20 protein-coding genes and 1 tRNA gene are annotated in these 26,101 nt (G+C 71.8%); 5 read left to right on the forward strand and 16 right to left on the reverse strand.

The window, feature by feature from the left end:
• Positions 1–29: 29 nt before the first annotated feature.
• The 5 genes from ACFV8T_RS21225 to ligD all read right to left on the reverse strand — a co-directional run bounded on the left by ACFV8T_RS21225 (position 30) and on the right by ligD (position 5,868).
• Positions 30–1,388 (reverse strand): ATP-binding protein, encoded by a 1,359-nt coding sequence (locus ACFV8T_RS21225; RefSeq protein ID WP_385329532.1) that lies wholly within the window; start codon positions 1,386–1,388, stop codon positions 30–32.
• Positions 1,385–2,155, reverse strand: a complete 771-nt coding sequence (locus tag ACFV8T_RS21230) for a hypothetical protein (RefSeq protein ID WP_385329535.1) — start codon at positions 2,153–2,155, stop codon at positions 1,385–1,387. The genes ACFV8T_RS21225 and ACFV8T_RS21230 overlap by 4 nt, the downstream gene beginning before the upstream one ends.
• Before the next feature lie 110 nt (positions 2,156–2,265).
• Positions 2,266–2,589 (reverse strand): zinc-ribbon domain-containing protein, encoded by a 324-nt coding sequence (locus tag ACFV8T_RS21235; protein ID WP_385329537.1) that lies wholly within the window; start codon positions 2,587–2,589, stop codon positions 2,266–2,268.
• A complete protein-coding gene (locus ACFV8T_RS21240; RefSeq protein WP_385329540.1) occupies positions 2,586–4,769 on the reverse strand; it encodes a PBS lyase in 2,184 nt (727 codons plus the stop codon). Before ACFV8T_RS21240 ends, ACFV8T_RS21235 begins: the two co-directional genes overlap by 4 nt.
• Before the next feature lie 202 nt (positions 4,770–4,971).
• Complete coding sequence (ligD, locus tag ACFV8T_RS21245; RefSeq protein WP_385329543.1) at positions 4,972–5,868, reverse strand: non-homologous end-joining DNA ligase; 897 nt, start codon at positions 5,866–5,868, stop codon at positions 4,972–4,974.
• Positions 5,869–5,929: 61 nt separating this feature from the next.
• On the opposite strand from ligD, the gene ACFV8T_RS21250 reads away from it, so the two are divergent.
• Positions 5,930–7,006 (forward strand): Ku protein, encoded by a 1,077-nt coding sequence (locus ACFV8T_RS21250; RefSeq protein WP_385329546.1) that lies wholly within the window; start codon positions 5,930–5,932, stop codon positions 7,004–7,006.
• A gap of 108 nt (positions 7,007–7,114) precedes the next feature.
• On the opposite strand, the gene ACFV8T_RS21255 is transcribed toward ACFV8T_RS21250, so the two are convergent.
• Positions 7,115–9,076, reverse strand: a complete 1,962-nt coding sequence (locus ACFV8T_RS21255) for a protease pro-enzyme activation domain-containing protein (protein WP_385329548.1) — start codon at positions 9,074–9,076, stop codon at positions 7,115–7,117.
• A gap of 185 nt (positions 9,077–9,261) precedes the next feature.
• Entirely contained in the window at positions 9,262–10,794 is a 1,533-nt protein-coding gene (locus ACFV8T_RS21260) for a hypothetical protein (RefSeq protein WP_385329551.1), read from the reverse strand.
• 423 nt (positions 10,795–11,217) lie between these two features.
• Here ACFV8T_RS21260 and ACFV8T_RS21265 point away from each other — a divergent pair, with 423 nt between their 5' ends.
• Positions 11,218–11,403, forward strand: coding sequence for a hypothetical protein (locus tag ACFV8T_RS21265; RefSeq protein WP_385329553.1), 186 nt, complete (start codon positions 11,218–11,220; stop codon positions 11,401–11,403).
• A gap of 65 nt (positions 11,404–11,468) precedes the next feature.
• Here the strand turns inward: ACFV8T_RS21265 and ACFV8T_RS21270 are convergent, their stop codons facing one another.
• Complete coding sequence (locus ACFV8T_RS21270) at positions 11,469–14,591, reverse strand: tetratricopeptide repeat protein (protein ID WP_385329556.1); 3,123 nt, start codon at positions 14,589–14,591, stop codon at positions 11,469–11,471.
• 362 nt (positions 14,592–14,953) lie between these two features.
• Between ACFV8T_RS21270 and ACFV8T_RS21275 the strand changes: the two genes are divergently transcribed.
• On the forward strand, positions 14,954–16,204 hold the full coding sequence (locus tag ACFV8T_RS21275; RefSeq protein WP_385329559.1) for a hypothetical protein: 1,251 nt from the start codon (positions 14,954–14,956) through the stop codon (positions 16,202–16,204).
• Positions 16,205–16,628: 424 nt separating this feature from the next.
• Here the strand turns inward: ACFV8T_RS21275 and ACFV8T_RS21280 are convergent, their stop codons facing one another.
• Positions 16,629–18,842, reverse strand: a complete 2,214-nt coding sequence (locus ACFV8T_RS21280; protein ID WP_385329561.1) for an ATP-binding protein — start codon at positions 18,840–18,842, stop codon at positions 16,629–16,631.
• A 248-nt stretch (positions 18,843–19,090) separates the two neighbouring features.
• Here ACFV8T_RS21280 and ACFV8T_RS21285 point away from each other — a divergent pair, with 248 nt between their 5' ends.
• Positions 19,091–19,468 (forward strand): hypothetical protein, encoded by a 378-nt coding sequence (locus tag ACFV8T_RS21285; protein ID WP_385329564.1) that lies wholly within the window; start codon positions 19,091–19,093, stop codon positions 19,466–19,468.
• A 32-nt stretch (positions 19,469–19,500) separates the two neighbouring features.
• On the opposite strand, the gene ACFV8T_RS21290 is transcribed toward ACFV8T_RS21285, so the two are convergent.
• The 7 genes from ACFV8T_RS21290 to ACFV8T_RS21320 form a co-directional block, all read right to left on the reverse strand.
• A complete protein-coding gene (locus tag ACFV8T_RS21290; protein WP_385329567.1) occupies positions 19,501–20,904 on the reverse strand; it encodes an MFS transporter in 1,404 nt (467 codons plus the stop codon).
• Positions 20,905–20,907: 3 nt separating this feature from the next.
• Positions 20,908–21,804 (reverse strand): ABC transporter ATP-binding protein, encoded by an 897-nt coding sequence (locus tag ACFV8T_RS21295; RefSeq protein ID WP_385329569.1) that lies wholly within the window; start codon positions 21,802–21,804, stop codon positions 20,908–20,910.
• Positions 21,794–22,909 carry a FecCD family ABC transporter permease gene (locus ACFV8T_RS21300; RefSeq protein WP_385329572.1) on the reverse strand — a complete coding sequence of 372 codons (1,116 nt, stop codon included), beginning with the start codon at positions 22,907–22,909 and terminating at the stop codon, positions 21,794–21,796. The genes ACFV8T_RS21295 and ACFV8T_RS21300 overlap by 11 nt, the downstream gene beginning before the upstream one ends.
• Positions 22,906–23,109 (reverse strand): hypothetical protein, encoded by a 204-nt coding sequence (locus ACFV8T_RS21305; RefSeq protein WP_385329574.1) that lies wholly within the window; start codon positions 23,107–23,109, stop codon positions 22,906–22,908. The genes ACFV8T_RS21300 and ACFV8T_RS21305 overlap by 4 nt, the downstream gene beginning before the upstream one ends.
• A 51-nt stretch (positions 23,110–23,160) precedes the next feature.
• On the reverse strand, positions 23,161–23,934 hold the full coding sequence (locus ACFV8T_RS21310) for an ABC transporter substrate-binding protein (RefSeq protein WP_385329576.1): 774 nt from the start codon (positions 23,932–23,934) through the stop codon (positions 23,161–23,163).
• A 143-nt stretch (positions 23,935–24,077) separates the two neighbouring features.
• Positions 24,078–25,118, reverse strand: a complete 1,041-nt coding sequence (locus ACFV8T_RS21315; protein ID WP_385329578.1) for a helix-turn-helix transcriptional regulator — start codon at positions 25,116–25,118, stop codon at positions 24,078–24,080.
• A gap of 238 nt (positions 25,119–25,356) precedes the next feature.
• A tRNA-Arg gene (locus tag ACFV8T_RS21320) sits at positions 25,357–25,428 on the reverse strand.
• A 217-nt stretch (positions 25,429–25,645) separates the two neighbouring features.
• On the opposite strand from ACFV8T_RS21320, the gene ACFV8T_RS21325 reads away from it, so the two are divergent.
• The gene (locus ACFV8T_RS21325) at positions 25,646–26,080 is read left to right on the forward strand and encodes a response regulator (RefSeq protein ID WP_385329581.1); all 435 of its coding nucleotides are present in this window, start codon (positions 25,646–25,648) and stop codon (positions 26,078–26,080) included.
• Positions 26,081–26,101 lie beyond the last annotated feature (21 nt).

Here is a 26,101-nt window from a genome sequence, read left to right on the forward strand (position 1 = left end):
CGAACGTCCACCCGGCGTCCGACGCCCCCTCACTCCCCGTGATGCGGACCGGACTTCGGGGCGCCCCGGGTTTCCGGCTCCCCGCCGTCCGGTGCCGGGTACTCGGGCAGCGTGACCCGGGCCACCGCCCCGCCGTCCGGGGCGTTGCGGAACACCAGGTCGGCGCCAATCACCGCGGCCTGCCCGGCGGCGATGGTGAGCCCGAGACCGTGCCCCTTGCCGCTGCCCTCGGTACGGAAGCGCTGCGGGCCGTCGTCCAGCAGATAGTCCGGGAATCCCGGGCCGTGGTCGCGTACGGTCACCACCGATCCGTCGACCGTCAGCACCACCGGGGGCCGGCCGTGCCTGTGCGCATTGGTGATCAGATTGCCCAGCACCCGCTCCAGGCGCCGCAGGTCGGTCTCGACGCGCACGTGCGCGGCTCTCGCCGTCTCCCCGACCCGGATCGTGGTCCCGGTCCCGGACGCGCGCACCACCCGCTCGACGAGCGGCACCAGTTCGTACACATCGAGGTCGACCGCTTCCGTGCGGGCGTCGAGCCGGGAGATCTCCAGCAGATCCTCCGTCAGTGCCCGCATGGTCCGGACCCGGTCCCGCACCAGCTCGGACGGCCGCCCCGGGGGCAGCAGTTCGGCGGCGGCCGAGAGACCGGTCAGCGGGGTGCGGAGCTCGTGCGCCACATCGGCGGTGAAACGCTGCTCCGTCTGGAGTTTGCGCTGGAGCGTGGACGCCATCGTGTCCAGCGCGCCGGCGACGATCGCGACCTCGTCCTGCGGGCGCGAGGAGTCCGCCGTACGCGGGTCGCGGACGCGGGCGTCGAGGTCGCCCGCGCTGATCCGGCGGGCCACCCGGGCCGTCTGGTGCAGCCGCCGGGTGACCCGGGAGACCGCGAAGGCGCCGACCAGCAGGGTGGCGCCGATGGCCAGCAGGGAGGAGCCGACGATCGCCCCGTCGAGGCTGTCGATGGTGCGGGCGCTCTGGCTGTAGTCCACCTGTGTGGCCAGTGCGCGGCCGTCGGCCGGAGCCGCCGCCCACATGGCCGGGCGCCCGTCGTGCTCGCCGACGAGCGTGCCGCGTTCGCCGCTCGTGGCCAGGGCGCGCAGGGCGGCGGGCAGCCCCGGGGGATCGATCCCGGAACCCGGCGGCAGCGCCTCGCCCGTCTCGTACGCGGTGGTGACGTCCGCCAGCCGGGACAGGGCCTTCTCGCGGGCCTGGCCGACGGTCTGGCGGGTCACCTCGGTGTGGACCAGGACGCCCAGCAGCGCGGCGAGCGCACAGCACATCACGGTGATGAAGACGGCCGACTTCCAGGTGAGCGTCGCGGCCCAGGAAGGCATCCGCGGCCTGAGCCGCCCCGTTCCGCGCCTGCCCGCGCCGGGCGGGCTCATCGGCGCTCCGCGGAGACCCCGGCGGACGGTGTCGCGGTGGGGCCGGTGGGCGCGGTGGTCGGCCGGGCGCTCGTCAGCTGCGGGCGCGGCGCCCGGGACGGCGGAATCCGCTGGATCTCGTCCTGGGTGGGCAGCATCGCGCGCTGCCGGGCGTCCCAGGACCAGGCGGTGCGGTACTCGTATCCCGTGATCGCCGACGGCACCCGCATGATCAGGTCCCGGCCGGCCAGCTCGACGCTGATCACGGCGTCCGAGGTGGACAGGATCCGGGTCAGTCCGCCCGCCTCCGGCATGTAGACCCGCACGGAGAGCTGGTGGTCGGCCAGCCGGATGCCGAGCACCAGATCGTCCCTGCCGTCGCCCGTCAGATCGCGGAAGTACGGCCGGAGCACGGGACAGGACGCCGGTTCGGTCCGGCAGGCGTTGATCTTCTTCACGGTGTCGGCGGGAAGATCGGCCGTGCCGCTGGACCGGTTGGGCCGGGCCGCCAGACCGGCCCGCACCACCGCCACCGGATCGAGCCGGTGCACATCGCCGTCCGGCACCTTGATCCCCGGGATGCGCGCGGTCTCGCCCTCGCCGTAGTCGTACGGCGCGGCGGAGGCGGGCGGCAGCTCGGGCCAGAGCCGGGCGGGCCCGACGGCGGTCGGGGTCGGTCCGGCGCTCCGCAGCCCGCCGCCGTTCCCGCAGCCGGTCAGCAGCGCCACGCCGACGACGGCCCCGAGGGCCGCCGCCGCGCGGCACCGCACCCGGCGACGCGGACACATGACTCCCTCCCTTCCGGAGGTCCAGGTCCCACGACCCTATTCGGAAGGAAGTCTGTTCTGCCTATTTTATGTGGATAAGGGTTTTCGTTTCGATGCCGGCAGGGCGCCGATCAGCTCTGGTAGGGGTTCTGTCCCTGCCCGTTCGGCGCGTACCCCGCCTGCCCCTGCGGCTGGCCGTACGGGTTGCCCTGCTGCGAGGCCGCGTGCTGGGCCAGCAGCTGTTCGGCCTGCTCCTTCGGGATCTGCTGCTCCCCGCCGCAGAACGTGCACTGGGTCGCGAACTTCGTCGAGAACGGGAAGAGCGGCACGAAGAACAGCGTGAACTTGGTGACCCTCTTGCGCAGCGTGTGCGCGGCCGGATTGCCGCACCAGCCGCAGACCAGCGTCAGTATGGCCAGTTGGTACAGATAGCCTCGCGTACCGAAAATGATCATGTTGTGGGTCCCTTCCCCGTATTCCCCAAAAGCGCTTGCCGGCAGAGCGCCAGCAGCTTTTCGTCCTCGTACGCGTCGTGGCTGCCGAACACGCCGTCCATCGCGTTGTGACGGCGTACGGAGGTGAGTTCGGCGCGCAGCACGCGTGCCGCATCCGACCCTGCACCAGCGGCACCCATCCGCGCCAGGCCTTCCGCCACCCGGACGCGCACATGATGATTCTTCTCCCAGTCCGCCAGGAGCACCGGCACGGACTCGTCGGCCCGCCCGGTCACCGCCCACAGCGCGACCGCCGCGTCCACCCGCAGCCACTGCTCCTCGTGCCCCAGCAGCGCCCGCAGCCGGGGCGCGACCACCGCGGCCCGTGCCCCGAGCCCGCCCAGCGCGTTCACCGCCGACCGGACCTCATGGACGCGCTCCGCCCCCAGACCCTCGATCAGCACCGGCAGCACCGCGCCGGCATCCCCCTCGACCGCCCACAGGGCCTTCGCCACCTCGGTCACCGAGGTGGCCCCGGGACTCCGCAGCAGCGCCCGCAGCTCCGGCACGGCGCCGCGCGCCGCGGGCCCGAACGAACCGAGCGCCCGCAATGCCGCCGTACGCAGCCACTCGCCCCGGTGCTCCGGTGCGCCGCGCAGTACCCGCAGCACCTCCGGCAGCGCCTCGTCGGCCCGCAGCACGGCCAGACCGGTGAGCAGCGGGCCCGCCCGGTCGTGCGCCCGCTCGTCGAGCGGGACCTCGCCCAGCCTGCGGCGCAGCACCTCGGCCAGCGGGGCCGCCGCCGCCCCCAGATAGCCGATGGCGAACCCCACGTCGTGCGGCACCTCGGGCCGCTCCAGCGCGGCGGCCAGCGCGGGCACGGCACGGGCGTCGCCCAGCCGGGCCAGCGCCTGCACCGCACTGCCCAGCGCCGGCGGCCCGCTCGGCCAGTCCTGCACCCAGGCCCCGGGATCCGCCGCCACCCGCGCCGCCAGCGCGTCGGCGGCGGGCGCGGCCAGCCCGAAGAGCTCCTCCAGCACGTGCGCGGCCGCCTCGGCCAGTCGTGGATCAGGGGTGGCGAGCTGCTCACCGACCAGCCGGACGAGCTCCTCGTACGAGCCCCGCCAGGCCCGGATCAGCCCGCTGCTCATCCGGAGCGCGTCGATCCGCTGCCGGCGGTCCGGGCTGCGCAGCTGATCCGTCAGCAGCGCCGTCCGCTCGGCGACCCGGTCGTCGAGCCCGACGTGCAGGGTGCGCAGCAGATCCGCCGTCCAGGGGGCGGTGGGCACCGGGGCCTGCTCCTCGGAGAGTGCCCGCAACTGGCCCACCAGGGTCACCGGCGCGACCCGCTCCTCGGCGGGCGGCTCCCCGGCCGCGTCCGGGTACGCGTCGACGGCCGCGACCGCCTCGGCCGAACCCGCCGTACCGGCCTGGGCGTCGTCCGCGGGGGCCGGCCCCGGCCTGTGCGCGGGCACCGAACGCAACTGCCGCAGCAGCCCCGTCACCACCCGCACCACATCGCCGGGCAGCGCGTCCGGTGCGCACCGCGCCAGCTGGGCCAGGGCGGCCAGCCGCAGCCCCGGCGGGAAGCCTTCGCCGGCCAGCCGGCTCAGCCACGCGGCAGCCTGCCCGGCCAGCATCCGGTGGCGCAGGGCGACCCGCCCCGCGGCCTCGACCAGGGCGAGCCGCACCTCCTCGTCCGGCTCGATCGGCAGGCGTTCCCGCAGCAGCGCGAGAACCCGCTCCGGATGGCTGTGGAGCGCGGCGAGCGCCAGGGGCGCGCAGAGCCGTACCCCCGGGTCCTCGTCGGCCATCAGCTCGAAGAACACCCCGGCGCCCGCGGTGACGGCGGTCGCCGCCATCGCGTAATTGGCCGCGCCCTCGATCTCGTCCTCGTCGATCTCGTCCTCGTCGTCCTCGTCCAGATCGATACCACCGATGCTGGTGAGCAGCTCGACGATGCTGCCCCGGTCCTGGATCCCCGGATCCACGACCAGCTCGAAGAGAAAAGGAATGCTGGCCAGTGTGCAGGCGTACACGTCACCCTGATGGTGAACCGCCCCGTACATCCCGTCCAGCGCTGCCTCGCGCTCCGCCGTATCGGCGGACGCGAGGCCCCGCAGCATCGCAGGCACATCACCGGCCGGCCCGTAGGCGTGCTCCATCGAGGCCCAGTCGACCTCATCGATCCCTGCGAACACCCCATCGCCTCCCCACGCATTTCAACGAAGCAGTGTCTGCGAGGAGTGTGCACCACAGGTCGGACGCTCCGCCCTCCACATGCGGTCTTTTCCTGGCGAGCATGACAAAGGACCCTGTCATACGCTATCGATGGAGCGATGCGAAACGGTCACCTCCGGTGAGGTAGCGACAGAAAGGATCCCGGGCAGCCCTGTTGCCGGCCTACCGCGCGTCCGGCAGGCGTCCGGCCTCGTCCGGATCGGCCAGCGGCCCGAGCAGATCCCCGTACCGCTCCAGTCGCGCGCCCATTCCGTCGGCCAGGAAGACCAGCTCCCCGGGGGTCCGGCACTCCTCGATCTCCGCCCAGGTGACCGGCGCGGAGACGGTCGGCTCGGGCCGGGCGCGGAGCGTGTAGGGGGTGGCGGTGGTCTTCGCCGCCGCGTTCTGGCTGAAGTCGACGAACACCTTCCCCGGCCGCAGTGCCCGCTTCATCCGGCGCACGACCAGGTCCGGGAGTTCCCGTTCCGCCTGGACGGCCAGCCCCTTCGCGTAGGCCGACACCCGATCGGCGGGGGTCGGCTCCAGCGGTACGAGCAGATGCAGCCCCTTCGACCCGGACGTCTTCCCGTACGCGCGGAGCCCGTCCGCCGCCAGCCGCTCGCGCAGCCACAGCGCCACCGCACAGCACTCCACGACGGTCGCGGGCGCGCCCGGGTCCAGGTCGAACACCATCCGGTCGGCGATCCCGGGCGCGTCGGCCCGCCACTGCGGGGTGTGGAACTCCACCACCAGATTGGCCGCCCACATCAGCGAGGCCAGATCCCGCACGACCACCTGTCTGGCCTTCTTGTCCTCGTGGTGCGGCACCGGGGTGGTCCGTACCCAGGACGGCGTACCCGGCGGCGGATTCTTGGTGAAGAAACGCTGCCCGTCCGGCCCGTCCGGATAGCGCAGAAAGGACACGGGCCGGTTGTCCAGATGGGTCAGCAGAGGCCCGGCGGCAGTGGCCGCGTAGTAATGCAGCACCTCGCCCTTGGTGGTTCCGGTGGCCGGATACAGCACCTTGTCGAGATTGCTGAGCGCCAGCCGCCGCCCCTCCACCTCCGTGATCGGCGTCATACGATAAGAATCACATGATTCACGGACCTACAGGTATCTGTACGGACACAAGGGGTGAACGGTGAGGTCCATATGGAACGGCGCCATCTCCTTCGGGCTGGTCAGCATCCCCATCAAGCTGGTCAACGCCACCGAGAACCACTCGATCTCCTTCCGCCAGATCCACCTCGCCGACGGCGGCCGGATCCGCTACCGGAAGGTCTGCGAGATCGACGAGCAGGAGGTCACCGCCGCCGAGATCGGAAAGGCGTACGAGGAGGCCGGCGGTTCGATGATCCCGATCACCGACGAGGACCTCGGCGCGCTTCCCCTGCCCACGGCCAAGACGATCGAGATCGTGGCCTTCGTGCCGGCCGCCTCGATCGACCCGCTCCAGATGGACGCGGCGTACTACCTCAGCGCCAACGGGGTCCCGGCCGCCAAGCCGTACACCCTGCTCCGTGAGGCGCTGAAGCGGAGCCGGAAGGTCGCCGTGGCGAAGTACGCGCTGCGCGGTCGCGAACGGCTCGGCATGCTGCGGGTGGTCGACGATGTGATCGCCATGCACGGTCTGCTCTGGCCGGACGAGATCCGCAGCCCCGAGGGCGTCGCCCCGGAGACCGAGGTCACGGTCCGCGACGCCGAACTCGACCTGGCCGACGCGCTGATGGACACCCTCGGCGAGGTCGACATGGACTCGCTCCACGACGACTACCGCGAAGCGGTCGAGGAACTCATCGCCGCGAAGGCGGAGGGCCGGACCCTGGAGCCGGCGGAGGCGGACGACTCCGGTGGCAAGGTCATCGACCTGATCGCGGCCCTGGAGAGCAGCGTCCGGGCGGCGAAGGAGGCCCGGGGCGAGGAGCCGGGTACCGAGGAGGAGCCGGCGGACAGTCCCGGGGCCGAGGTCACCTCCCTCGCCGGCCGCAAGAAGTCCGGCGGAACGGGTGCGAAGAAGAAGGCCGCGGCGGCCGGCAAGAAGACGGCCGCGAAGAAGTCCGCGCCGAGCAGGGCGCCCGCCAGGAAGACCGCCGCACGTTCGACGAAGAAGTCGGCGGCCAAGGCGGGCGCCGGGACGTCGGCGAAGAAGACCACCGCGAAGTCGGACCCGAAGCAGGCGACGAAGAAGGCGGCCCCCCGCAAGCGCGCCTCGGCCTGAGACGGGGGGAGGGGCCGTACGGACCCGCCGTCGTCGCCGCCACGCACACGGCCGACGGCCGCCCCGGAGACCGGGCCCCGGGACGGCCGTCGACACCGGACCGGCGGCTCAGTGCCTGCGGAACGGGAAGCGGTACGAGTCCACATAACCGGCCGCCGGAGTCCCGACACCCGTCACGTCGTCATACCCCTTGACCGCCTTCAGCGAGGCGTCCTTGCCGAGACTGCGCAGCGACGTCAGCAGGCCGTCCGCCGCGTCCACGCCGTTGGCGTAGTCGACCCGGACCACCGCGAGATCACGGTTCGGGCCCAGCGGGTGGTCGGTGACGTCGTGGTACGCCTTCGAACCGTACCGGTCGTAGATCGCCGGGTTGGCGAAGCCTATCGGCAGCCCGTGCCTGGCCTGCTGGGCGAGCGCCTGGACACCGGCGATGACCGGCGCGGCCAGGGACGTACCACCGATGCGGTACTCGTCGTAGCCGAGCGAGCCGTCGGGCAGCGTCTGGGTCTGGCCGACCAGGAAGCCGGTGTTCGGATCGGCGACGGCCGCGATGTCGGGGGCCGTGCGCATCCGCTGCTTCCCGTTCGCCCGCGCGAGCGAGTCGGGCACGACACCGCGCTGGTAGAACGGCTGCTTCACGGACGAGCTGGTGCCGCCGCCCGCGCCCGAGGTGTACGCGCCCGGGAAGCCGTCCCAGCTCTTCCCGTCCCCGGAGAGGCTCGACTTGAGCGTGCCCCAGCCGGTCTCCCACTGGTACGTGTCGTGCTTGCCGACCGCCAGCGCGGTGCCGCCGACGGAGGTCACCCAGGCGGAGTTGGACGGTACGTCGATCTGCTTCGTGCCCGTCGACGCGACGTTGTCGCCGTCGTCGCCGGAGGAGAAGTAGAAGCCGATGCCCTCGATCGCGCCCATCTTGAAGACCTGGTCGTACGCGGCCGCGACGTCCGGCGTCTCATTGGCCTCGACGTCGCCCCAGGAGTTGGAGACGATGTCGGCGAGCCGGTGGTCGACGACCTTGTTCAGCGAGTCCAGCAGATCGGCGTCGTAGCAGGAGGCGCCGCCCACGTACACGATGTCGGCGGCGGGCGCGACCGCGTGCACGGCCTCCACGTCGAGGGTCTCCTCGCCGTACCAGCCGGAGGCCCCGCACTCCTCGGTCTTCGTGTAGTCGTCCGGCAGCACCTGGCTGAACTGCCCGCGACGGTAGGGCGCGTCGCCGTTGCGCTTGGCGTACTCGGCGGCGTCCTTCGCGATGGTCGGCGAGGCGTACGCGTCGGTGATCGCGACGGTGACGCCCTTCCCGGTCCAGCGTCCCGCACCGTAGGCGGCGCGCAGCTGCTTGCCGGTGTACCCCTTGACGGCGTACGTCGCCTTCGCCCCGTAGGCGCTCGGCAGCGTCGACGCGGTCTTCGAGCCGTAGTACGAGGAGAAGGGGCCGGAGTTGCGGAACACCGCGTCCGGCGGCGGCAGCGCCTCGTCGTGGCTCGACTTGTGCGGCGCGTTGTCCAGGCCGGAGACGGCGAGGACGGCGTCGCTCAGCGCGGCGGGCACGGAGGCGGTGGAGGCCGGGGCGCGGTAGGTCCGGCTGCCCTTGCGGTAGTTGCGCAGCTGGGTACCGAACGTCTTCTCGGCGGCGGCGACGTCACCGGTGGCCGAGACGTAGTGCCGGTTGGCGCCGGTGACGGTCAGCCCGTTCGACTTCAGCCACGTGCTGACCTGGTCGATCTGCTGCTGGGTCGCCCCGAACCGGGCCTGTGCCTGCTCGGCGCTCAGGTACTTCCCGTACGACGCGGACTGCGGGTCGGACACGGCGGCGGCGTAGGCGGCCAGCCCCTTCGCGTCCCGTCCGGCCAGATGGACCCGGACGCTGACCTTGCCGCTGTCGGAGGTGGCCCCCCGGTCCGCCCCGGCGGTCGCCCAGGCGGGCTTGGTGCCCTGCAGCGCGTCCCGCCCGCTCGGCGCGGAGTCCGCGCTGGCGTTCGGTATCCCGAGGGCGAGCGCACCGGCCAGCAGTGGCAGTGTCGCTGCCATGCTCAGCGCGGCGCGACTTCTCGCGCGGCTGGTTCTCATATAACCCCCTGCGATGTGGGTCTACGCGTGTGGACTACATGTGCCGGATGGTGTGCACATGTAATGCGCCACTCTGGCGAGGAACGCCTCATCTAAGGGGCATGTACTGACCAAGAATCGACCAAGTGCGCCACCCACCAGGGAAGTTCGCTGAGAATCTGCGGAATTGTGCCCTTCTCGGACCCTCAGGTGTTCGAGGCCGAGTCCGCCGGGCCGACGCCGAACGAGGGTGAACTGGTCACATACGTACAGCCGGTGTACCGGTACCCGGGCTGGATCTTCGACCCGTCCGCGTAACTGCTGACAGCCGTGCGGGACGAGCCGCCCCGGTGCTTGTACAGGAAGTGGTACTCACCCGCGGGCAGCCAGAGCGTCACCTGCGGATAGCTCTTCCCCTCGGCCTTGCAGGCCGACAGGGAGGCGGTCGGCCCGGAGTGCGTCTTGCAGCTGCCGCACCCCTTGATGCCGGTCTTCCCGGTGACCGGGCCGGTGTACAGGATCTCGACCCCGTCCGGGGCGTCGTTGCTGATGACCAGCTGCATCCGGGCCCCGCCGGGCCGGCCCGAGGGCGGCAGGTGCTTGCCGGCCGCCGCCCGGGTGTCGGCGATCTCGGCGGCGATGGCGATGTCCCGGGCCCGCGCCCCGCGCTTGTCCTTCTTGTACGAGGCGGCGAACTCCGTCAAGGTCAGCTTTGCCTCGTTGAACCGCTTGGCCTCGAACTGGGCGACCCCGCAGGCGTATTCGCCGTTCCGGATGCCGCCGTCGGCCTTCGGCGCCAGCGCCGAGACGGACTTGTCCGGCATCGAGAGGGCGGTCGTCCGGAGCCGGCGCAGCGCGTCCCTGGCGGGGCAGGGGTCGCTCCCGCGCACGGCCCGGTTCTGCTCCGAGATCTTCCTGGAGACGGCGGGCGCCACCTGCTTGGCCTGCGCCGATTCGGGGAACGTACGCAGCAGCTCGCCCAGTTCGTCGCTCTCCCTGCCACTGGTCGGCATGGCGCCCAGCTTCGACACCCCGCACTCGTACAGCGAGGTGGCGAGCGGCCCGTCGGGGTAGCCGGCGAGATCGCCCAGCAGCTTCGGGTCGATCGACCGGGGCACGGTCCGCAGGTAGGTCAGCGGCTCGATGGCCTCGCAGTGCTTCTTCTGCCGGTACGGCGCCGAGACCGCCCTGTAGTACGCGTCGAGCCGCTGCGGCACGCGCTTCCCGGCCCGCGACCCGGCATGCTTCTCGCCGAGCCCCCGGTAGATGTCGAGCGCCGCCCGGTAGTCGCCCCGCGCGGCGGCGAAGGGCTTGTTGGAAGCGGCCTCGACACTCCGGTCGCCCCGGTCCAGCCGGTCGAGCAGCATCTGCTCCACGGCCTCGTCCTGCGCGGAGCCGTAGGCCACCACACCCCCCGCGGGCACCGCCAGCAGCACCAGTCCGGCCCCCACCGCCACCACCGGCCGCCACGACCCGCCGACCGCCCGACGCCGCGCGAGCCGCGCCCCGTCCACGGCAGCCACGACCAGTGCGGCGAGATACGCGACGACCACCCCACCGGCGGCCCCGTCGGGATCGGCCGGCAGTACGCCCCACAGCAGCGCACCAGTAGCGACCCAGCACAACGCCACCCGGAACCAGCGCCGCATCAGCGCATAACCGAGCCCGAACCCGCTCAGGTTGAGCAGCGCCACGGCCAGGGACCGCAGCCCGTTCCCGGGCGGCGGCGGCCCGACCACGGGCGGCTGCGCCGGAGGCGGGGGAGGCGGTGAGGCGAATCCGGGCGGCGGTGAAGCGGAACCGGGTGGCGGCGGAGCGGAACCGGCCCCGCCACCAAGACTCTGATCGTCCCAACTCACGTCGGCCCCCCAGCCGTTGAGCAATCCGGACTTCGATGCGAACCCGGTCGGATTACCATCCACGACGCCCCGAACGGTGTCAATCCGGGGCCCATCCGACGGGCCGGACTCCGGCGGCAGCCGGGGGGAGAGCGATCCCCGTCCCGGTCGACCGGCGACTTGTGATCGCTGACATCACCCGCCGTACGGCTGCGCAAAACCTGTTGGTACCCACTGTCATGATCGCGGTAATGTCCCGAACCGAGTCGCCGCCATCTGGGCGGGATTCTTTCAACTCCTGTACACAGCAAGGAAGTTACTCCGATGAACCAGAATCGGTTCCGTGGTCTCGCGGTGGCTGTTGCCGCCGCCCTCGCTCTCGGCGTCGGCGCTCTCGTCCACGCGCAGGGCGACGTCGTCTCCGGCTTCCGGTCCGTGGCCCAGCAGTCGGCGACCGGCGGGTCGGACGTCGTGATAGCGAGCGCGGAGCAGAAGCAGTGGATGTGGTGAGGCCGACGGGCGTCGGCGGCACTGCCGTCGGCGTGTGATCGGGGCCGGCTCCGGAGTGCAGCCGCTCAGGAGCCGGCGGCCTCAGGGTGTTCCAGCAACAGGCGCCGCAGGCCGTCCGCCTCCTCCCAGGCCTCCAGCCTTCGGTACAGGGCTATGGCCTGGGTGATGTAGCGCCGTACCGGCCCCCAGTGGCGCATGCCCAGCGCCGTGCGCGCGAGCCCCGCGACGGCCTGCGCCGATCCGGGCAGGGAGCCGATCCTCCGGGCCGCGTCCAGGGCCTTCTCGTACGACTGCGAGGCGGTGGCGAACTGCCCCGACGTCCGGTGGACGTCGGCCGCGCCGAGCAGGGCCCGCATGTACTCGTAGCCGTTGTCGATCCGGAGCGCCACGTCCGAGGCCATCCGGAAATGGGCCAGGGCCTCGGAGGCGAGTCCCGTTTCCGCGTACATCGAACCCAGGTTGATCAGGGTGTTGACCTCGCCCAGCGCGTCCCCGTGCGCGCGATGGCTCTCCAGGGAGCGCTGGAAGCAGGCCAGGGCCCGTGCGGTCTGTCCGGTTGCCTGGTAGACGGCCCCCAAGTTGGTGTCGAGGATGTCGAGTTCCTGCCGGCCGCCGTGCCGTTGCGCCAGGGTCAGCGAGCGTTCGTAGTGGGCCAGGGCTTCCTCGTACCGCCCCTGTACCTGATGGATCTGCCCCACATTGTTCTGGGCGTGGATCTGCCCGAGCGGATTGCCCGTCTCCTCGTAGATGCCGAGCACCACCCGGGCCCTGCTCAGGGCCTCCCCGTACTGACCCGTCTGGAAGAACACCGCCCCTTGGACGTTCAGCACGTCCGCCTCGCCCTCGCGGTCCCCGATCTGCCGGTACACGGCCAGCGCCTGGTCGAGGACGTTCAAGGTCACCTCTCCGCGCCCCGCCGCCAGATGTGCCCGGCCCGCCTGGAAGAGGGCGTCGGCGCAGCCGTGCGGATGGTCGAGCTGCCGGAACAGCACGAGGGCCTCGCTCGCACAGCCCAGGGCCTCGTCATGGCCGGTCTGCGCCAGGACGTCGGCCGCCTCCACCAAGGTCTGAGCGAGGGCGTACGGGGTGCCGAGGGCACGCAGGGCGTGGACGGCCGCACCGTAGAGCTCGTTCGTCACGGCCCAGGTGCCCCAGTGCTTGAGCACGGGTGCGAGTACGTGAGGGAAGAGGGCCGCGTACAGCGGGGCTTCGGCGGCGGCCGTGCGGGCGACCGCGAGGAGGTTGGGGCGCTCCTGGGCCAGCCACGCCGAAGCGTCGTCGGCGCCGTGGAAGCCGGTGGCGTATGCGGAGGTGCACTCCGGCCCCAGGGGCAGCCTCCGGCGGCGCGGCTGGGTGTGCCGGTCGGCGTGGTGCGCCGTGGTGAGGTAGTGGCCCAGCAGTCTGCCGGTCGCCTCCGCGCGGGTTTTCTCCGGCTCCGTCCGGGCGAACATGCGCAGCGCGAAGGCCCTGGTCAGATCGTGCAGCCGGTAGCGGCCGAGGTCGGGCTCCTCAAGGAGGTGGAAGTCGTGGAGCTCGTCCATGCTGCGGCGGATCCGGGCGCCGTCCGGCGGCGCGCCGACGAGTGCCGTGGCCGCGGCGACCGTGATGTCCGGGCCGGGATGCAGGGCCAGGTGGCGGAGCAACTTCTGGGTGGGCCCGGCAAGTTCGGTGTACGAGAAGTGGAACACCGAGACGAGTTCACCGTCGTCGAACTCGTCCAGCGGGTCGGTCGCCTGAGCCAGCCGGTCCAGCAGATGGCGCAGGTCCCAGGACTTCCGGTGCCGGAAGCGGCTGGCCAGTAGGTGGAGGCCCAGGGGGTGGCGACCGCAGGCCTGCGTCACGCGGGCGAGTGCCTCGGGGTCGGCGGAAACCCGGTCGGCCCCCGCGATCCGGGTGAAGAGGGCGGCGGCGTCCTCACCGGAGAGCACCTCCACCAGGAGCGAGGAGGCACCGTCGAGTCCGGCGAGCCGGTTCCGGCTGGTCACGATGGCCCGGCAGGTCGCGGCACCGGGCAGCAGGGGGCGCACCTGAGCCGCGTCCCGGGCGTTGTCCAGCACCACGAGCACCCGGCGGCGGGCCGTCCACTCGCGCCACCGCGCCACCCGCTCGTCCAGCGAGTCCGGCAGGTCACCGGCCGCCCCCGCCGCGTGCAGCAGCACCGCGAGCGCCTCGGCGGGGTCGTACGGCGCCCGCCCGCTGAACCCGTGCAGATCGATATACAGCTGACCGCCCGGATAGGCGGCGTGGAGCCGGTGCGCGGCGTGGACCGCGAGCGCGGTCTTGCCGATGCCGGGCATGCCGTGAATGACGGTGAGCGGCATCGCGTACGTGGCGGAGCCGGCCCGGCCGGGCCGGTGCGCGGCGGGGTCGTCCGGCTGCGCCAAGTCGCCCAGCAACACGCGTAGTTCTTCGTCACGTCCGGTGAAGTCCCGGCTGTCACGCGGAAGGTTGCTGCGCGGTCCGGGGGCGGCCGGCCGGTCCTCGCGCACCGCCGTGTCCATGAGCGTACGGTCCTGTTCGAGGATGCGCCGGTGGAGCTCCTGCAGGTCCGGACCGGGTTCGATGCCGAGCCCCTCGCGCAGCCGGCGCCGCGTGGTGCGGAAGAGGGCGAGTGCCTCGTCGTGCCGCCCGGACCGGTACAGCGCCAGCATCAGTGCGGCGATCACCTGCTGGGCCAGCGGATTCTCCGACGCCAGTTCGTGCAGTTCACCGACGAGATCGGCGTGCCGTCCCAACTCCAGTTCCAGCCCGATGCGCGCCTCCTTCACCCGGCGCAGGTCCTCCACCAACCGGCCCCGCACCGAGGCGGCCCAGTCGCTCGTGGACTCGGGCAGCGGCTCGCTCCGCCATCTGGTCTCGGCCGCGCGCAGCAGACCGATGGCCAGCTCCCGCTTGCCCTGCCCGGCCGCCACGCGGGCCTGTTCGCGCAGCTGCTGGAAGTGGGCCACATCGACATCGGCCGAGGCATCGATCCGGAGCTGGTACTGACGCGGCGACGGCCGCTCCACCTGAATGAGGTCGCCCACGGCCGTGCGCAGCAGCCGTCGCAGCCTCGACACATAACTCTGCAGGGTGCTTACGGCCGTCTCGGGCTGATCATCGCCCCAGACCCGGTCGATCAGCGCGTCCATGGAGACCGGCTCGCCATGGGCATGCACCAGAACGGCCAGTACGCAGCGTGTTTTCACCGATCCGAGCGTGCACTGCTGTTCTTGATGCCATAGTTCAAGAGGTCCCAGAGCAAGAAGTTCCACATCGCCCCCGCTGGGTGCGCTACTTCCTGCCGCCGACGGCAGCGCCCGCACGTGTGTACGGGACCTCCCACTGTTACCCCCGGGGTGCGGGGAGCAGGCAGGGGCGCATCGGCGCGTACCGGGCGCACCCTCCACCCGTCATTCCGACGCCCGGAACCGCCCGCACTCGGAGTGCAGGATTCCTGCAAGGAACCCGTCCAACCCGTAGGGCACCTCTCTGGCACGCGCCGCGAAACGACGCGGCCGTCTCGGCCGGGTACGCCGGTCCGAGGTCGAGGAATCGGGGGATCGATTCTATGAGTCTGACAATGGCCGAAACGCATCGGCCGCACGTGCCGATGCGTCTGGACGTGGACCGCTGGGCCACCCGGCAGATCCGCCGGAGGGTACTGGCCGTCGTGCACACGGTGACCGCCGGACAGCGGCTGCTGGACGCGGTACGGCTGCTGGAGGGCGACGCCCGGGTGCAGGTGTTCTTCACACCGGCGCCCGACGTGTTCAGCCACGGGGTGGACTCCTTCCTGGAGGAGCTCAACGGGCTGGTCCTGCCCTGGCACCAGGCGGTGCAGATGCCCTTCGACCTGGCGCTGTCCGCGGCCCACGGCGGCCTGAACGACCTGCACGCTCCGGTGATCGTGCTGCCGCACGGGGCCGGACACAACAAGCTGGTGCCGGGCGGGCAGCGCGGACGCCAGGTCGCGGAGCGCGGGGTGTACGGGCTGAACCGGCAGTGGCTGGTCCAGGACGGCAGGCTCGTGCCCGAGTCGATCGTGCTGGCGCACCACGAGGAGCTGACACGTCTCGGCCGCGAGTGCCCCGAGGCGCTGCCCGCGGCGGAAGTCGTCGGCGACCCCTGCTTCGACCGCATCGCCGCGAGCCTCTCCCTGCGGGCGCTCTATCGCGAGGCACTGCACACCAAGGCCCGGCAGCGGCTGGTGCTCGCCTGCTCCACCTGGGGAGCGCGCTCCCTGTTCGGACAGAGCCCGGAACTCCTGGAACGGCTGGTCACCGAACTTCCCCAGGACGAGTACCGGGTCGCCGTCCTGCTCCACCCCAACATCTGGAACGCCCACGGGGAATGGCAGATCCGCAGCTGGCTGGCAACGCTGGGCAGGATGGGCCTCACCGTGATCAGCCAGCACGCGGACTGGGTCGGTGCCCTCGTGGCCGCCGACTACGTCGTCGGTGACCACGGATCCGTCTCGCTCTACGGATCGATGACCGGAGTCCCCGTGCTGATGGGGTGCGCGCCGCAGGAGGATGTGGACCCGGGTTCACCGGTGGCCGAACTGGCCTCGCTCGTGCCCAGGTTGCACGGCGACCGCCCGCTCGGCCGTCAGCTCGCCCGGTCCTCCGCGCTCTACCGACGGCAGCGGTACGAGCAGATCGCGGGCCGCATCACCTCCGAGCCCGGCCGGTTCGCCACCCGGATGCGCGCGCTGATCTACCGCAAGCTCCGGCTGCGCGCCCCCGCGGTGCGACTTGCCCCGGAGCACGCACCACTGCCGTTCGCGGTGCGATACGACGAGCGGGGCAGGGGCGCCTGATGACCGCGCTCACCGTGGTGCTGTACGAGGACCCCGGGGAGCGGGGCCCGGTCCACCGCACCGGAGTCACGCTGCTGCACCCGGACACCGGCGTCGCGGTCGTGGACGAGCACGTACGCGTCCGGCTGCCCGCGCCGTCCCCGCTGCCGCTGCTCGCCGATGTCCTCGTGGCCGGGGGAGAGGGGACCCGGACCGCGACGGCGCTGGCCACCCGTCACCCGGGGGCCCTGGTGGTGGCCGTGCACCGCGGTGCCCGGTGCTGGCTGCGGCTCGGTGGCGAGGGCCGCTCGGTGATGCTGGACGCGCGGTGGCCGGGAACGCCGTGGGCGATCTGGGCCTCGGTCGCCCATGCCTGGCTGGTCGCCGGGCTGCCCGTGGCGGAGTTCGGCACGACAGCGGTACGGGTCATCAGGAACTCCTGTGCTCAGCCGCCGGAGCGGCTGTCACCCGCGGTGCCGTTCTCCCCGCTGTTTGGCTCCGGTCCCAGTTCCCTGAGTCTGCCCCGCACCTCCTCCGCGTCGGCCGAGTCCGATCCGCCGACGGTGGAGTACAGGATCAGCGCCTCCCGGTAACGTTTCCGGGCGATTTCCGGCTGCCCGCGCCGTTCGGAGACCAGAGCCAGGGCTCCCAGCGCGCGGGCCGTCTCGTAGTCGGCGGCCATGGACCGCAGCGTGTCCAGCGCCGCCCGCAGGCCGGCCTCGGCCCGGTCGAGCTGTCCGAGGCCGAGGTACGCCCGGCCGGTCAACGCGTCGGCGCGTGCGGTGTTGTACGTGTCACCGGCTTCCCGTAACACGGTGCGGGCGGCATCGGCGTCGCGGACGGCGTCCTCGTACAGCCCGCGTGACAGTGCGACATCCGCGAGGTTGAACCGTGCCAGCGCGCCGGCCCGGAGGTCGCCGCAGTCCACCAGCTCGGCGGCGGCCCGGCCGAAGAGCTCGCCGGCCCGGTCCGGCTCACCGAGTCGCTGGTGGGCCAGACCGCGGTAGTTGAGTGTCCGTGCGTGCCCGAGCGCGTCCCCGCTGCGCCGGAAGGAACCGGCGGCCCGCTCGAACATCTCCAGTGCCTGTTCATGGCAGCCCATGTCGAGTTCGCCCAGGCCGCCGGAGGTGAGCATCCGGCACACCGCCGCCTCGTCGCCGCACTCCTCGGCCGCGAGCAGCCCTTCCCGGTGCGCCTCGCGCCACTCCGTGTAGAACTTGCGCCGCAGGAACAGCGGCCACACGGCGTCGGCCAACTGCCAGCCCAGCGCCGGAATTCCCGCGGACCGGGCGAGCCGGAGCACCGCCATGAGGTTGGGCAGCTCGTGTTCCAGCCAGTCCAGCGCGGCGTCCGTCCCGCCCGCGTCATCACCCGCGGTGCCGTCACCGAAGCCCGCGACCACGACCGGCCCGGGGCCGTAGTCCCGGTCCATGGTGCGGTGCTGCGGGTCGATGATCTCCTCCGCGCGGGTGGCACTGGCCAGGTAGTGGTAGCCGATGCGGCGCAGCGCCGCGGCCCGCTCCTCGGGGGACTCGTCCCGGTGCGCCTGCGCGACTGCGTGCAGCCGTACGAGGTCGTGGAAGCGGTAGCGCTCGGCCCCGGCCACCTGACCGGCGTCGATGAGCAGATTCGCGTCGTACAGCACGTCGAGCGCTTCGTCGGCGGCCTCGCCCAGGACCGCGTCGGCCACCGGCCCGCCGAACTCCCGCCCGGGGTGCAGCCCCAGCAGTCGGTAGAGGCGGGCGGGCCCCGCCGGAAGCCCCTGGTAGGAGAGATCCAGTGCCGCCCGCACATCGTGGTCGCCGTCGATGGCCAGTGCCTCCAGCCGGTCGTGTTCCTCGGACAGCGCCCGGACCATCGTGGTGATGCCGTGCCGGGGGCGCGCCGCCAGCCGGGCACCGGCGATGCGTACCGCGAGCGGCAGCCCCGCACACAGATCGACCAGGGCGCGCGCCTCCTCGGGCTGCGCGGCCACCCGGCCGTCGGCGAGGGTGGACTCCAGCAGCTCCACCGCGGCCTCCGTCGCGAGCGGCTCCAGATGGATCACATGGCCCCCGTCGACGCTCAGCCCCGGCAGGCGCCGACGGCTGGTCACCGCCGCCACGCACTGCCCTGCGGGCAGCAGCGGCCGGACCTGCGCCGCGGTGGCCGCGTCGTCCAGCATGACCACGAGCCGTCGGTCCGCGGTCAACGACCGGTACAGCGCGATCCGTTCGGCGAGGGCGGAGGGCACCTGCGGGGTCGGCACGCCCAGGGCCCGCAGGAACTGCCCGACCACTTCGCCCGGGTCCACCGGCCCTCCCGGCGACTGGGCCCCCAGATCCGCGTACAGCTGACCGCCGGGAAAGTGCGGACGGATGGTGTGCAGCCAGGCCAGCGCGACCGCGGTCTTGCCGACGCCTCCCAGCCCGCTCACCGCCGCCAGCGTGGGATGCCCCTCCCGCGTGGCTCGGGCACGGTGCGTCTCCAGCGCACTCACCTCCGCCGTACGGTCGGTGATCCGGATGGAGGGCGGGAGCTGCCAGGGCGGCTTCGTCCCACTGGTCGCCGCGGGGGCCTCCGTGCGGATGTGAATGCCCCCGTAGATCTTCCCCGACTGGATCGCGGGACCGTCCACCGTCCCGCTCAAGTCGTTGTCACTGTGTTCGTGCCCCCGCACCGGTCCCCCTCGGAACAGTCACCCGGCAATGTCCTGGAGAACATCCTTTCCGCACAGGCGAGCGATATCCGGCTCGTCGGCGGTCGGCCTTTCCTCCATGTCCTGATACTGCCCGAGGCGCCCCGACTTCGCAGGTATACCGGGGGCATATTCCACGCATGGGTGACACCGTGCCCGTGACAACGGCAGCCGGCGGCAGGAATGCCGATTGATCACCGGCCGCACGGCTCCGCGCCTATGCTCGCCGGATGGAGCAGAGCGAAGTGGTGAAGCGGGTGGTGGGCATCCTCACGGAGGCGGGCGAGATCCGTCGGCTCCTCGAAGAGAATGTCGACCGCGAGGACCTGGACACCGATCCCAGCGTGGTGACCGTGCTCCTGAACGAGACGATGCCCCGGATCTCCGTCCCCGAGGACGCCTCGATCGAAGAGGTCGCGACACTGGTCGGCCGGGAGGTCGGCGGCGCGGTGGAGCAGCTCGTCGGCGCGTTCACCCTGGCCTTCGCGATGCTGGCCCAGGTGCACGACTCCGGGCAGACGGACGTGTCCTCCGCCGATGTGCTCCAGGACCTGGCGCTGCGGGCCGAACAGATCGGCTCCGACGGACCGGACGACGTGGGACCGTAGCCCGCGCGGACGAACGCCCCCGGACCGACGGCCTACGGCGCGGTGACGCCCGGTCCGTCGGAGCCACGGCTCTGCGCACCCTTGTCCGCCCGCCGCAGCAGGACGACCGCCGACACCGCCGCGGCGAGCGCGACCAGCGCCGCGACGGCACCGGCCTCGCCGACCGCCGCGGTGTACTCCCGCCGCCCGGGGGCGGAGAGGCCGATGAACAGCCCGCCGCACACCGCGGTGCCCAGGGCGAGACCCACCTGGCGGGCGGTGTTGGCCACGGCCGCGGCCGTGCCCGCGCGAGCCGGGTCGGCGTCCCGCATGGCCGCGGCCGGCAGCACGGGCGACACCATGCCCGCACCGACCCCGGTCAGCAGGAGCGACGGCACGAGCGCCGCCGGCCCGTAGGAGACGCCCAGCAGCGCGAAACCCGCACACCCCGCGGCGCAGAGCGCGGTGCCGGCACCCAGCGGGATCCACAGCCGGACGCGCTGGAGCACCGCCCCGCACGTCGCGGAGACGACGAAGAAGACCGCGGGCTGGAGGGCCAGCAGGAGCGAGGTGTCGACCGCGTCCAGGCCCGCACCGTCCTGGAACCACGACGACATCACCGTCAGCGGTCCGAACGCGGCGAAGTAGTAGCCGAACGCCACCAGGACCACGGCCAGGAACCTGGGGTGGCGGAACAGCGCCGGATCGATGACGGGATCCGGCGTACGGCGCTCACGCACGACGAAGGCGAGCACCCCCACGATCGCGAGGACGGCGGCGAGCCCCGGGCCGGCCCCCGCCCCGTGCTCGCCGAAGAGGAGCGAGCCGACGACCAGGGCGGCGATGGCCGCACTCAACAGGACCGACCCCGGGATGTCCATCCGCCCGTCCCCGCGCTCCGGATCGCGGGGCAGGAACACGACGGCGAGCACCAGGCCGGCCGTCCCCACCGGTACCGCGAGCAGGAAGATCCAGCGCCAGCCCAGGGCCTCGGCGAGCAGTCCGCCGCAGACATTGCCGACGGCGGCGGCCAGCCCGGCCACGGCGCCCCAGACGGCGAAGGCCCGGTGCTGTTCCCGGCCCCGGTAGGACGCCCTGATGAGCGGCAGCGTGGTCGCGAACATGGCGGCCCCGCCGACGCCCTGCGCACCCCGGAACACGATGAGCTCCCGCACACCGGGCGCGAGCCCGCAGGCGAGGGAGGACAGCGTGAAGAGGGCGAACCCGGCCAGGAACACCTTGCGCCGGCCGATCGCGTCGCCCACCGCGCCGCAGACGACGAGGAGCGCCGCGAGCGCCAGCGTGTAGAGGTCCACGACCCACTGCAACGCCGCGAAATCGGTGTGCAGATCGGTGGCGATGGCGGGAATGGCCACGGTCACGACCGTGGCGTACGCGAGCAACAGGAAGGTGGCCGTGCAGGCGACGACCAGGGGAGCGAAATGACGCAGTCTCATGGCTCAGTTCCTCCCGGACGGCCGGTCGTACGTGTCCGTCCGCCGGTTGTGCTCATCGAGGTAGGCGAGGGCGAGCCGGCCCGTCACCGGGTTCCGGTAGGTCTCGCACTCGACCTCGTACACCTCGTGGATGAGGTCGCGGGTGAGCACCTCGTCCGGCGGTCCATGGGTCACCACGGCGCCTTCCTTGAGCACGTACAACTCGTCGCAGTAGCTCGCCGCCATCGACAGGTCGTGCAGCGCGGCGAGCACCCCGATGCCGAGTTCCCTGACGATCGAGAAGATCTCCAACTGGTGCTTGATGTCCAGGTGGTTGGTGGGCTCGTCGAGAACGAGGAAGGCCGGCTCCTGGGCGAGTGCCCGCGCGAGCACCACGCGCTGTCTCTCACCGCCGGACAGGGTCCGGAAGCTCCGTTGCGCGTACGCGCCCATGTGCACCCGGTGCAGCGCCCGCCGGACGATCTCCCGGTCCCGTTCGCCCGTGGTCTCCAGCATCCGCTTGTGCGGGGTGCGCCCCATCGCGACCATCTCCGCCACCGTGAAGTCGAAGCTCAGATCGTTGAACTGGGTGACCACCGCGAGCCGGGTGAAGACCGCGCCGGGACGGCTCGCGAGAAGGTCCAGCCCGCCGAGCACCGCGGTCCCGGAATCGGGGGTGACGACCTTGTAGATGCTCTTGAGGAAGGTGGATTTGCCGCACCCGTTCGGTCCGACCACGCCGACGAACCGGCCGTCGGCCACCTTCAGGCTCAGGTCGCGTACGACCCGTGCGCCGCCGAGCGTGACCGAGATGTGCGCCGCGCTCAGCCCGGTGCCCGTATCGGTGGGCACGGCCTCCGCCGTCCGGGACGAGCGGCGTGACCTCTCGTCAAGTGCTCGGGTGAGGCGGTTACTTGTCACCGAACCCGTACTCCTTACGGATCAGCATGTGCAGGAAGAGAGGGGCGCCGAGCACGGACGTCACGATGCCGATCGGCAGCTCGGCGTTCGGGACCGCGACGCGTGCGGCCACATCCGCCCAGATCAGGAAGAGCGCTCCGGACAGCACTGCGACGGGGAGCAGCGCGCGATGGTCCGGCCCGATCACGCTGCGGGCGACATGCGGGACGATCAGGCCGACAAAGCCGATGATTCCGCAGGTGGCGACCAGCATTCCGGTGACCACGGCGGCCAGTACCAGGTAGATCCGCCGGTACAGCCCGGGATCGATGCCCAGGGTGACCGCGGCCTCGTCGCCCATGAGCAGGGAGTTCAGGACCCTGCTCTGGCAGAGGAAGAAGGCCGTGGCGACCAGCACCACGGTGCTCACGGCGGGCAGCGTGGCCCACTCGGCGGAGGCGAGGCTGCCCATCGTCCAGAAGGTGACCGAGCGGACCCCCTCGGCGCTGTCGGCGAAGTAGACCAGCGCACTGGAGGCCGCACCGCACAGGGCGTTGACCGCCGTGCCGGCGAGGATCAGCTTGACCGGCGACGTACGCGACCCGGCGCTGCCCACACCCAGTACCAGGGCCGCCGCGGCCAGCGCCCCGACGAACGCCCAGAACGGCACACCGAGTCCGGCGGCGGCCCCCACGGCCCCGGCCGCCCCGAACCCGGTCAGGATCGCGAACGCGGCGCCGAGGGACGCGCCGGAGGAGATGCCGAGGACGAAGGGGTCGGCGAGCGGGTTCTGCAGGGTCGCCTGCATCACGGTGCCGCACAGCGCGAGTCCGGCACCGACGACCGCGGCCAGCAGGACCCGCGGCAGGCGGATGTCCCGGATCACGTCCACGAACACGGGGTCCCCGGGACCGCCGATCCCGGTCAGCTCGTCGAGCAGGATGCGTGAGGACTCACGCACCGGGACATCGACCTGACCGATCGAGACCGACACGAGGGCCGAGCCGGCCAGCAGGAGCAGGAGGACGGCCACCAGGACGGACGGCGCCACCCGCCATGCCCTTCCGCCGCCGCCCGCCCCCGCCCTCCGTTCCTCGCTGCCCGTCGCGAGCACGCCCCGGCTCATGCGGCCGGGAAGAGGTCGGGGTGGACGAACTCCGCGACGTCCTCGCACAGGTCCGCGAGCGCGAGCGAGCCCCGGATCGACGTCGTGTAGTCGGCGGTCATCACCGCGCCGTTCCTGATCGCGGTGACATTCCTCAGGCGCGGGTCGCGCAGCAGGCGGTCACGCGATCTCACGCCGTCCGACTTCTGGAACTCGGTCACGATGATCTTGTCCGGGTCGGCCGCGACGATCGATTCCAGCGAGAGCTGCGCCTAGCTGTCGTCGGTCAGCTCCAGATACGTTCCGCCCGCGCCGTTCACCATCTCGTCCACCGGGCCCAGCGAGGGCGCGTAGTAGTCGTAGGTGTCGCGCCCCCCACTGGCGACCAGGAGGACCCCGGGGGAGTCGGTGGCCTTCTTCGCCCGCCGCCCGATCGCGGCGATCCGGCTCTTCTGCTCCCGGGTGTAGGCCTCGGTCCGCTCCGTCTCGCCGAAGACCTCGCCCACGTGCCGGACGTCCTCGTAGTAACTGTCCAGATCGCGGCCCGCGGTGTAGTTCACGGCCGGAAGCACGTCCACTCCCCGTTCGTTCCAGAACGGGATCTCACCGATCTTGTCCGGCTTCAGCGCGAACGACATGGTGAGGACGAGGTCGGGCCGCAGGGCGAGGACCGCCTCCTTGGCGGGGAGCCGGTCGGAGATCTTCGGCAGCTTCGCGATCCGGTCCGTGTACGTCGAGTACGAGTTGTCAAGGTAGCCGACCCCCACGATCCGGTCGTCGAGCCCGAACTCGACCATCAGCTCGGCCAGGGCCTGCCCGATCACCACGACGCGCTTCGGCTCGGCCCCGACGGTCTGCGTCAGCTTCTTGCCGGCGTCGTCCATGACGTGCACGGTGACCGGGTAGCGGTCCCGCCCGGACGCCTCGTCGCCACCGCGCACGGCAGCGGGTGGTGCGGTGTCCGCGCAGCCGGCGAGCAGGAGGACGGAACCGGCGGCGAGAGCCGCGCGGACGCGTATCGGGATCCGGAGCGGGGAGGTGTTCACGATGTCCTTTCGGGGAGGGCGTGGCGTCGGCCACCCGGTCATCCTCGGAAGGAACGTCGTGGAACGTGTACGGAGAGCGGGACCAGGAAATGTGGAGCGGGCGCCTTCCCGGGGAAGGCGCCCGGCCCGGTGGTCCCGCAGGATCAGGAGAGGGCCCCCTGGGCACCGGCCGCGGCCCGCCCCGCCCGGTACTGCCGGGGTGTCCGCCCGTAGTGCTTCTTGAACGCGTGGCAGAAGTTGCTGGGACTGGAGTAGCCGCACCTGAGCGCGACGGCGGCGACGCTGAGATCGGTCCCCACGAGCAGCAGCGAGGCCCGGCGCAGGCAGGCGTTGCGATGGTGGTTGAAGACGGTGTCGCCGTAGAGCTGCTTGAACCCCTCGTTCAGCCGCTTGGGCGTCATCCCCAGGGCCCGCGCGAGCGACTCCCCGGTGTGCTGCTCGTGGAGGTTCTCCATCAGCAGCTCGGGAACCCGCCGGATCCGCTCGATCTCGTACTCCGCCATGGGCGGCCGGGCCGGCCCGCGCGAGGGCTCGGTGCCCGCGACGATCCGGGCGAGGATCTCCATGACCTTCGATTCCAGATACAGCGCGCGGAACCGGGCCGGCAGCGCACAGGTGAACAAGTCGGCGAACGCGGCCGCGAGTTCGGGCGGGGCCTGCCGTCCGAGGTAGTGCGCGTCGCGCAGCTCGGCCGGCATTCCCTCGACGCTCTCCTCCCAGGCCGCCGTGCCCAGGCTTCCGAAGAAGACGGCGGTCGCCTCCCGGCGGGCGGCGACCGACACGCCCCGATAGCGCTGCCCGGCCGGCCGGACGAGACGGCCCGCCGAAGCCCGCGAGTGCGAGATCGACAGCTCGTTCGCCCCGAAGACCGTCGCCCCGGTCGCCCGCTCCTCCAGATGCATCAGCCCGTCGACGCAGTACTCCAGCTCGAAGTAGTCGCCCGCGAGGTCGAAGTCGAGGACCAGCTCGTCATGGAACGTCAGGTCGTACAGCGTGAGCGTGACTCCGTGGAGCAGCTCATGAACGGTGATGCTCCCGACCCCGGCCTCCGGCCGCAGGTCGTACACCCGGGCCCCCTCCACGCCGTCACCGCGACAGGTCCCGATCGCCGCGTAGAAGTCCCGGTACTGCCGACCGAGATCCGCGTACCCACGCGCGGACGTGAGAGAGAAACGCCTGGCCACACCGCCTCCAGAGAAGTGGGCATCAACCCCCGTATCCCTACTTAGGGTAGCCTAAGTTCTTCTTCGGGGGTTGGGTCGGGAGCCCGGAGCGCGGTGGGTGAAGCCGTCCGCGACGGAGGGGGAGGCGTGCGGCGGGGCATGGTCATGTGCCCCGAGCGGTGCACGGCCGCACATGAAGAAGGCCCTCCGATCCGGCGCAATGCCTGATCGAAGGGCCTGTTCGGCACCTTGTGCAAGGTGCCCTCGGCAGGATTCGAACCTGCGCACACGGCTCCGGAGGCCGATGCTCTATCCCCTGAGCTACGAGGGCGTATCGCTGTGTTGCTCGGCGACGGGTGAAACACTACCAGCTTCCACAGGGTGTCCGTGAACAGGTATTTCCGGGTCGCCGGAGGGGTGACGCGGGCCAGGCGGAGGGGGCGTGCGATGCGTTCCGGACGTATCCGGCCACCCCTCGCGCCACTCGTCCGGGGACGGAAATAGGCAAAACCCGGACGCAGCCCCTACGTCCGCCCTACCCTCGAAGTGTGTCAGGGGCGTGTGGCCGCGTGCTTGTTGTCGACGACAACAAGGTCATCCGGCATTTGATCAGGGTCAATCTTGAGCTTGAGGGCTTCGAGGTCGTGACCGCGGCCGATGGTGTCGAGTGTCTGGATCTGGTGCATCGGGTCCGTCCCGATGTGATCACGCTCGATGTCGTCATGCCCGGACTGGACGGTGTGCAGACCGCCGCCAGACTGCGTTCCGATCCGCGGACCAGACATCTGCCCGTGGCGATCATCAGCGCCTGTACGCCGTACGAGGTGGACAGCGGGGCCGCCGCAGGGGTCGACGCCTTTCTCGCCAAGCCCTTCGAACCGACCGAGTTGGTGCGGCTCGTACGGCAGTTGATGGAGCGGGAGGAGCCGCCGTCGCTCGACGGCAGACGGGGCGCCGGGACCGCGGAGCGCGCTGCGGGGTGACCGCATGGCGAAACCGGGTCG

Origin of the sequence: Streptomyces sp. NPDC059832 (genome assembly GCF_042731715.1) — a bacterium.
GTDB lineage: Bacteria > Actinomycetota > Actinomycetes > Streptomycetales > Streptomycetaceae > Streptomyces.

Excerpts from the sequence above, each read along its gene's own strand:
- ACFV8T_RS21225 (WP_385329532.1), bottom strand. The coding sequence starts at position 1,388 with ATGAGCCCGCCCGGCGCGGGCAGGCGCGGAACGGGGCGGCTCAGGCCG.
- ACFV8T_RS21230 (WP_385329535.1), bottom strand. The coding sequence starts at position 2,155 with ATGTGTCCGCGTCGCCGGGTGCGGTGCCGCGCGGCGGCGGCCCTCGGG.
- ACFV8T_RS21235 (WP_385329537.1), bottom strand. The coding sequence starts at position 2,589 with ATGATCATTTTCGGTACGCGAGGCTATCTGTACCAACTGGCCATACTG.
- ligD (WP_385329543.1), bottom strand. The coding sequence starts at position 5,868 with ATGACGCCGATCACGGAGGTGGAGGGGCGGCGGCTGGCGCTCAGCAAT.
- ACFV8T_RS21255 (WP_385329548.1), bottom strand. The coding sequence starts at position 9,076 with ATGAGAACCAGCCGCGCGAGAAGTCGCGCCGCGCTGAGCATGGCAGCG.
- ACFV8T_RS21265 (WP_385329553.1), top strand. The coding sequence starts at position 11,218 with ATGAACCAGAATCGGTTCCGTGGTCTCGCGGTGGCTGTTGCCGCCGCC.
- ACFV8T_RS21275 (WP_385329559.1), top strand. The coding sequence starts at position 14,954 with ATGAGTCTGACAATGGCCGAAACGCATCGGCCGCACGTGCCGATGCGT.
- ACFV8T_RS21285 (WP_385329564.1), top strand. The coding sequence starts at position 19,091 with ATGGAGCAGAGCGAAGTGGTGAAGCGGGTGGTGGGCATCCTCACGGAG.
- ACFV8T_RS21290 (WP_385329567.1), bottom strand. The coding sequence starts at position 20,904 with ATGAGACTGCGTCATTTCGCTCCCCTGGTCGTCGCCTGCACGGCCACC.
- ACFV8T_RS21300 (WP_385329572.1), bottom strand. The coding sequence starts at position 22,909 with ATGAGCCGGGGCGTGCTCGCGACGGGCAGCGAGGAACGGAGGGCGGGG.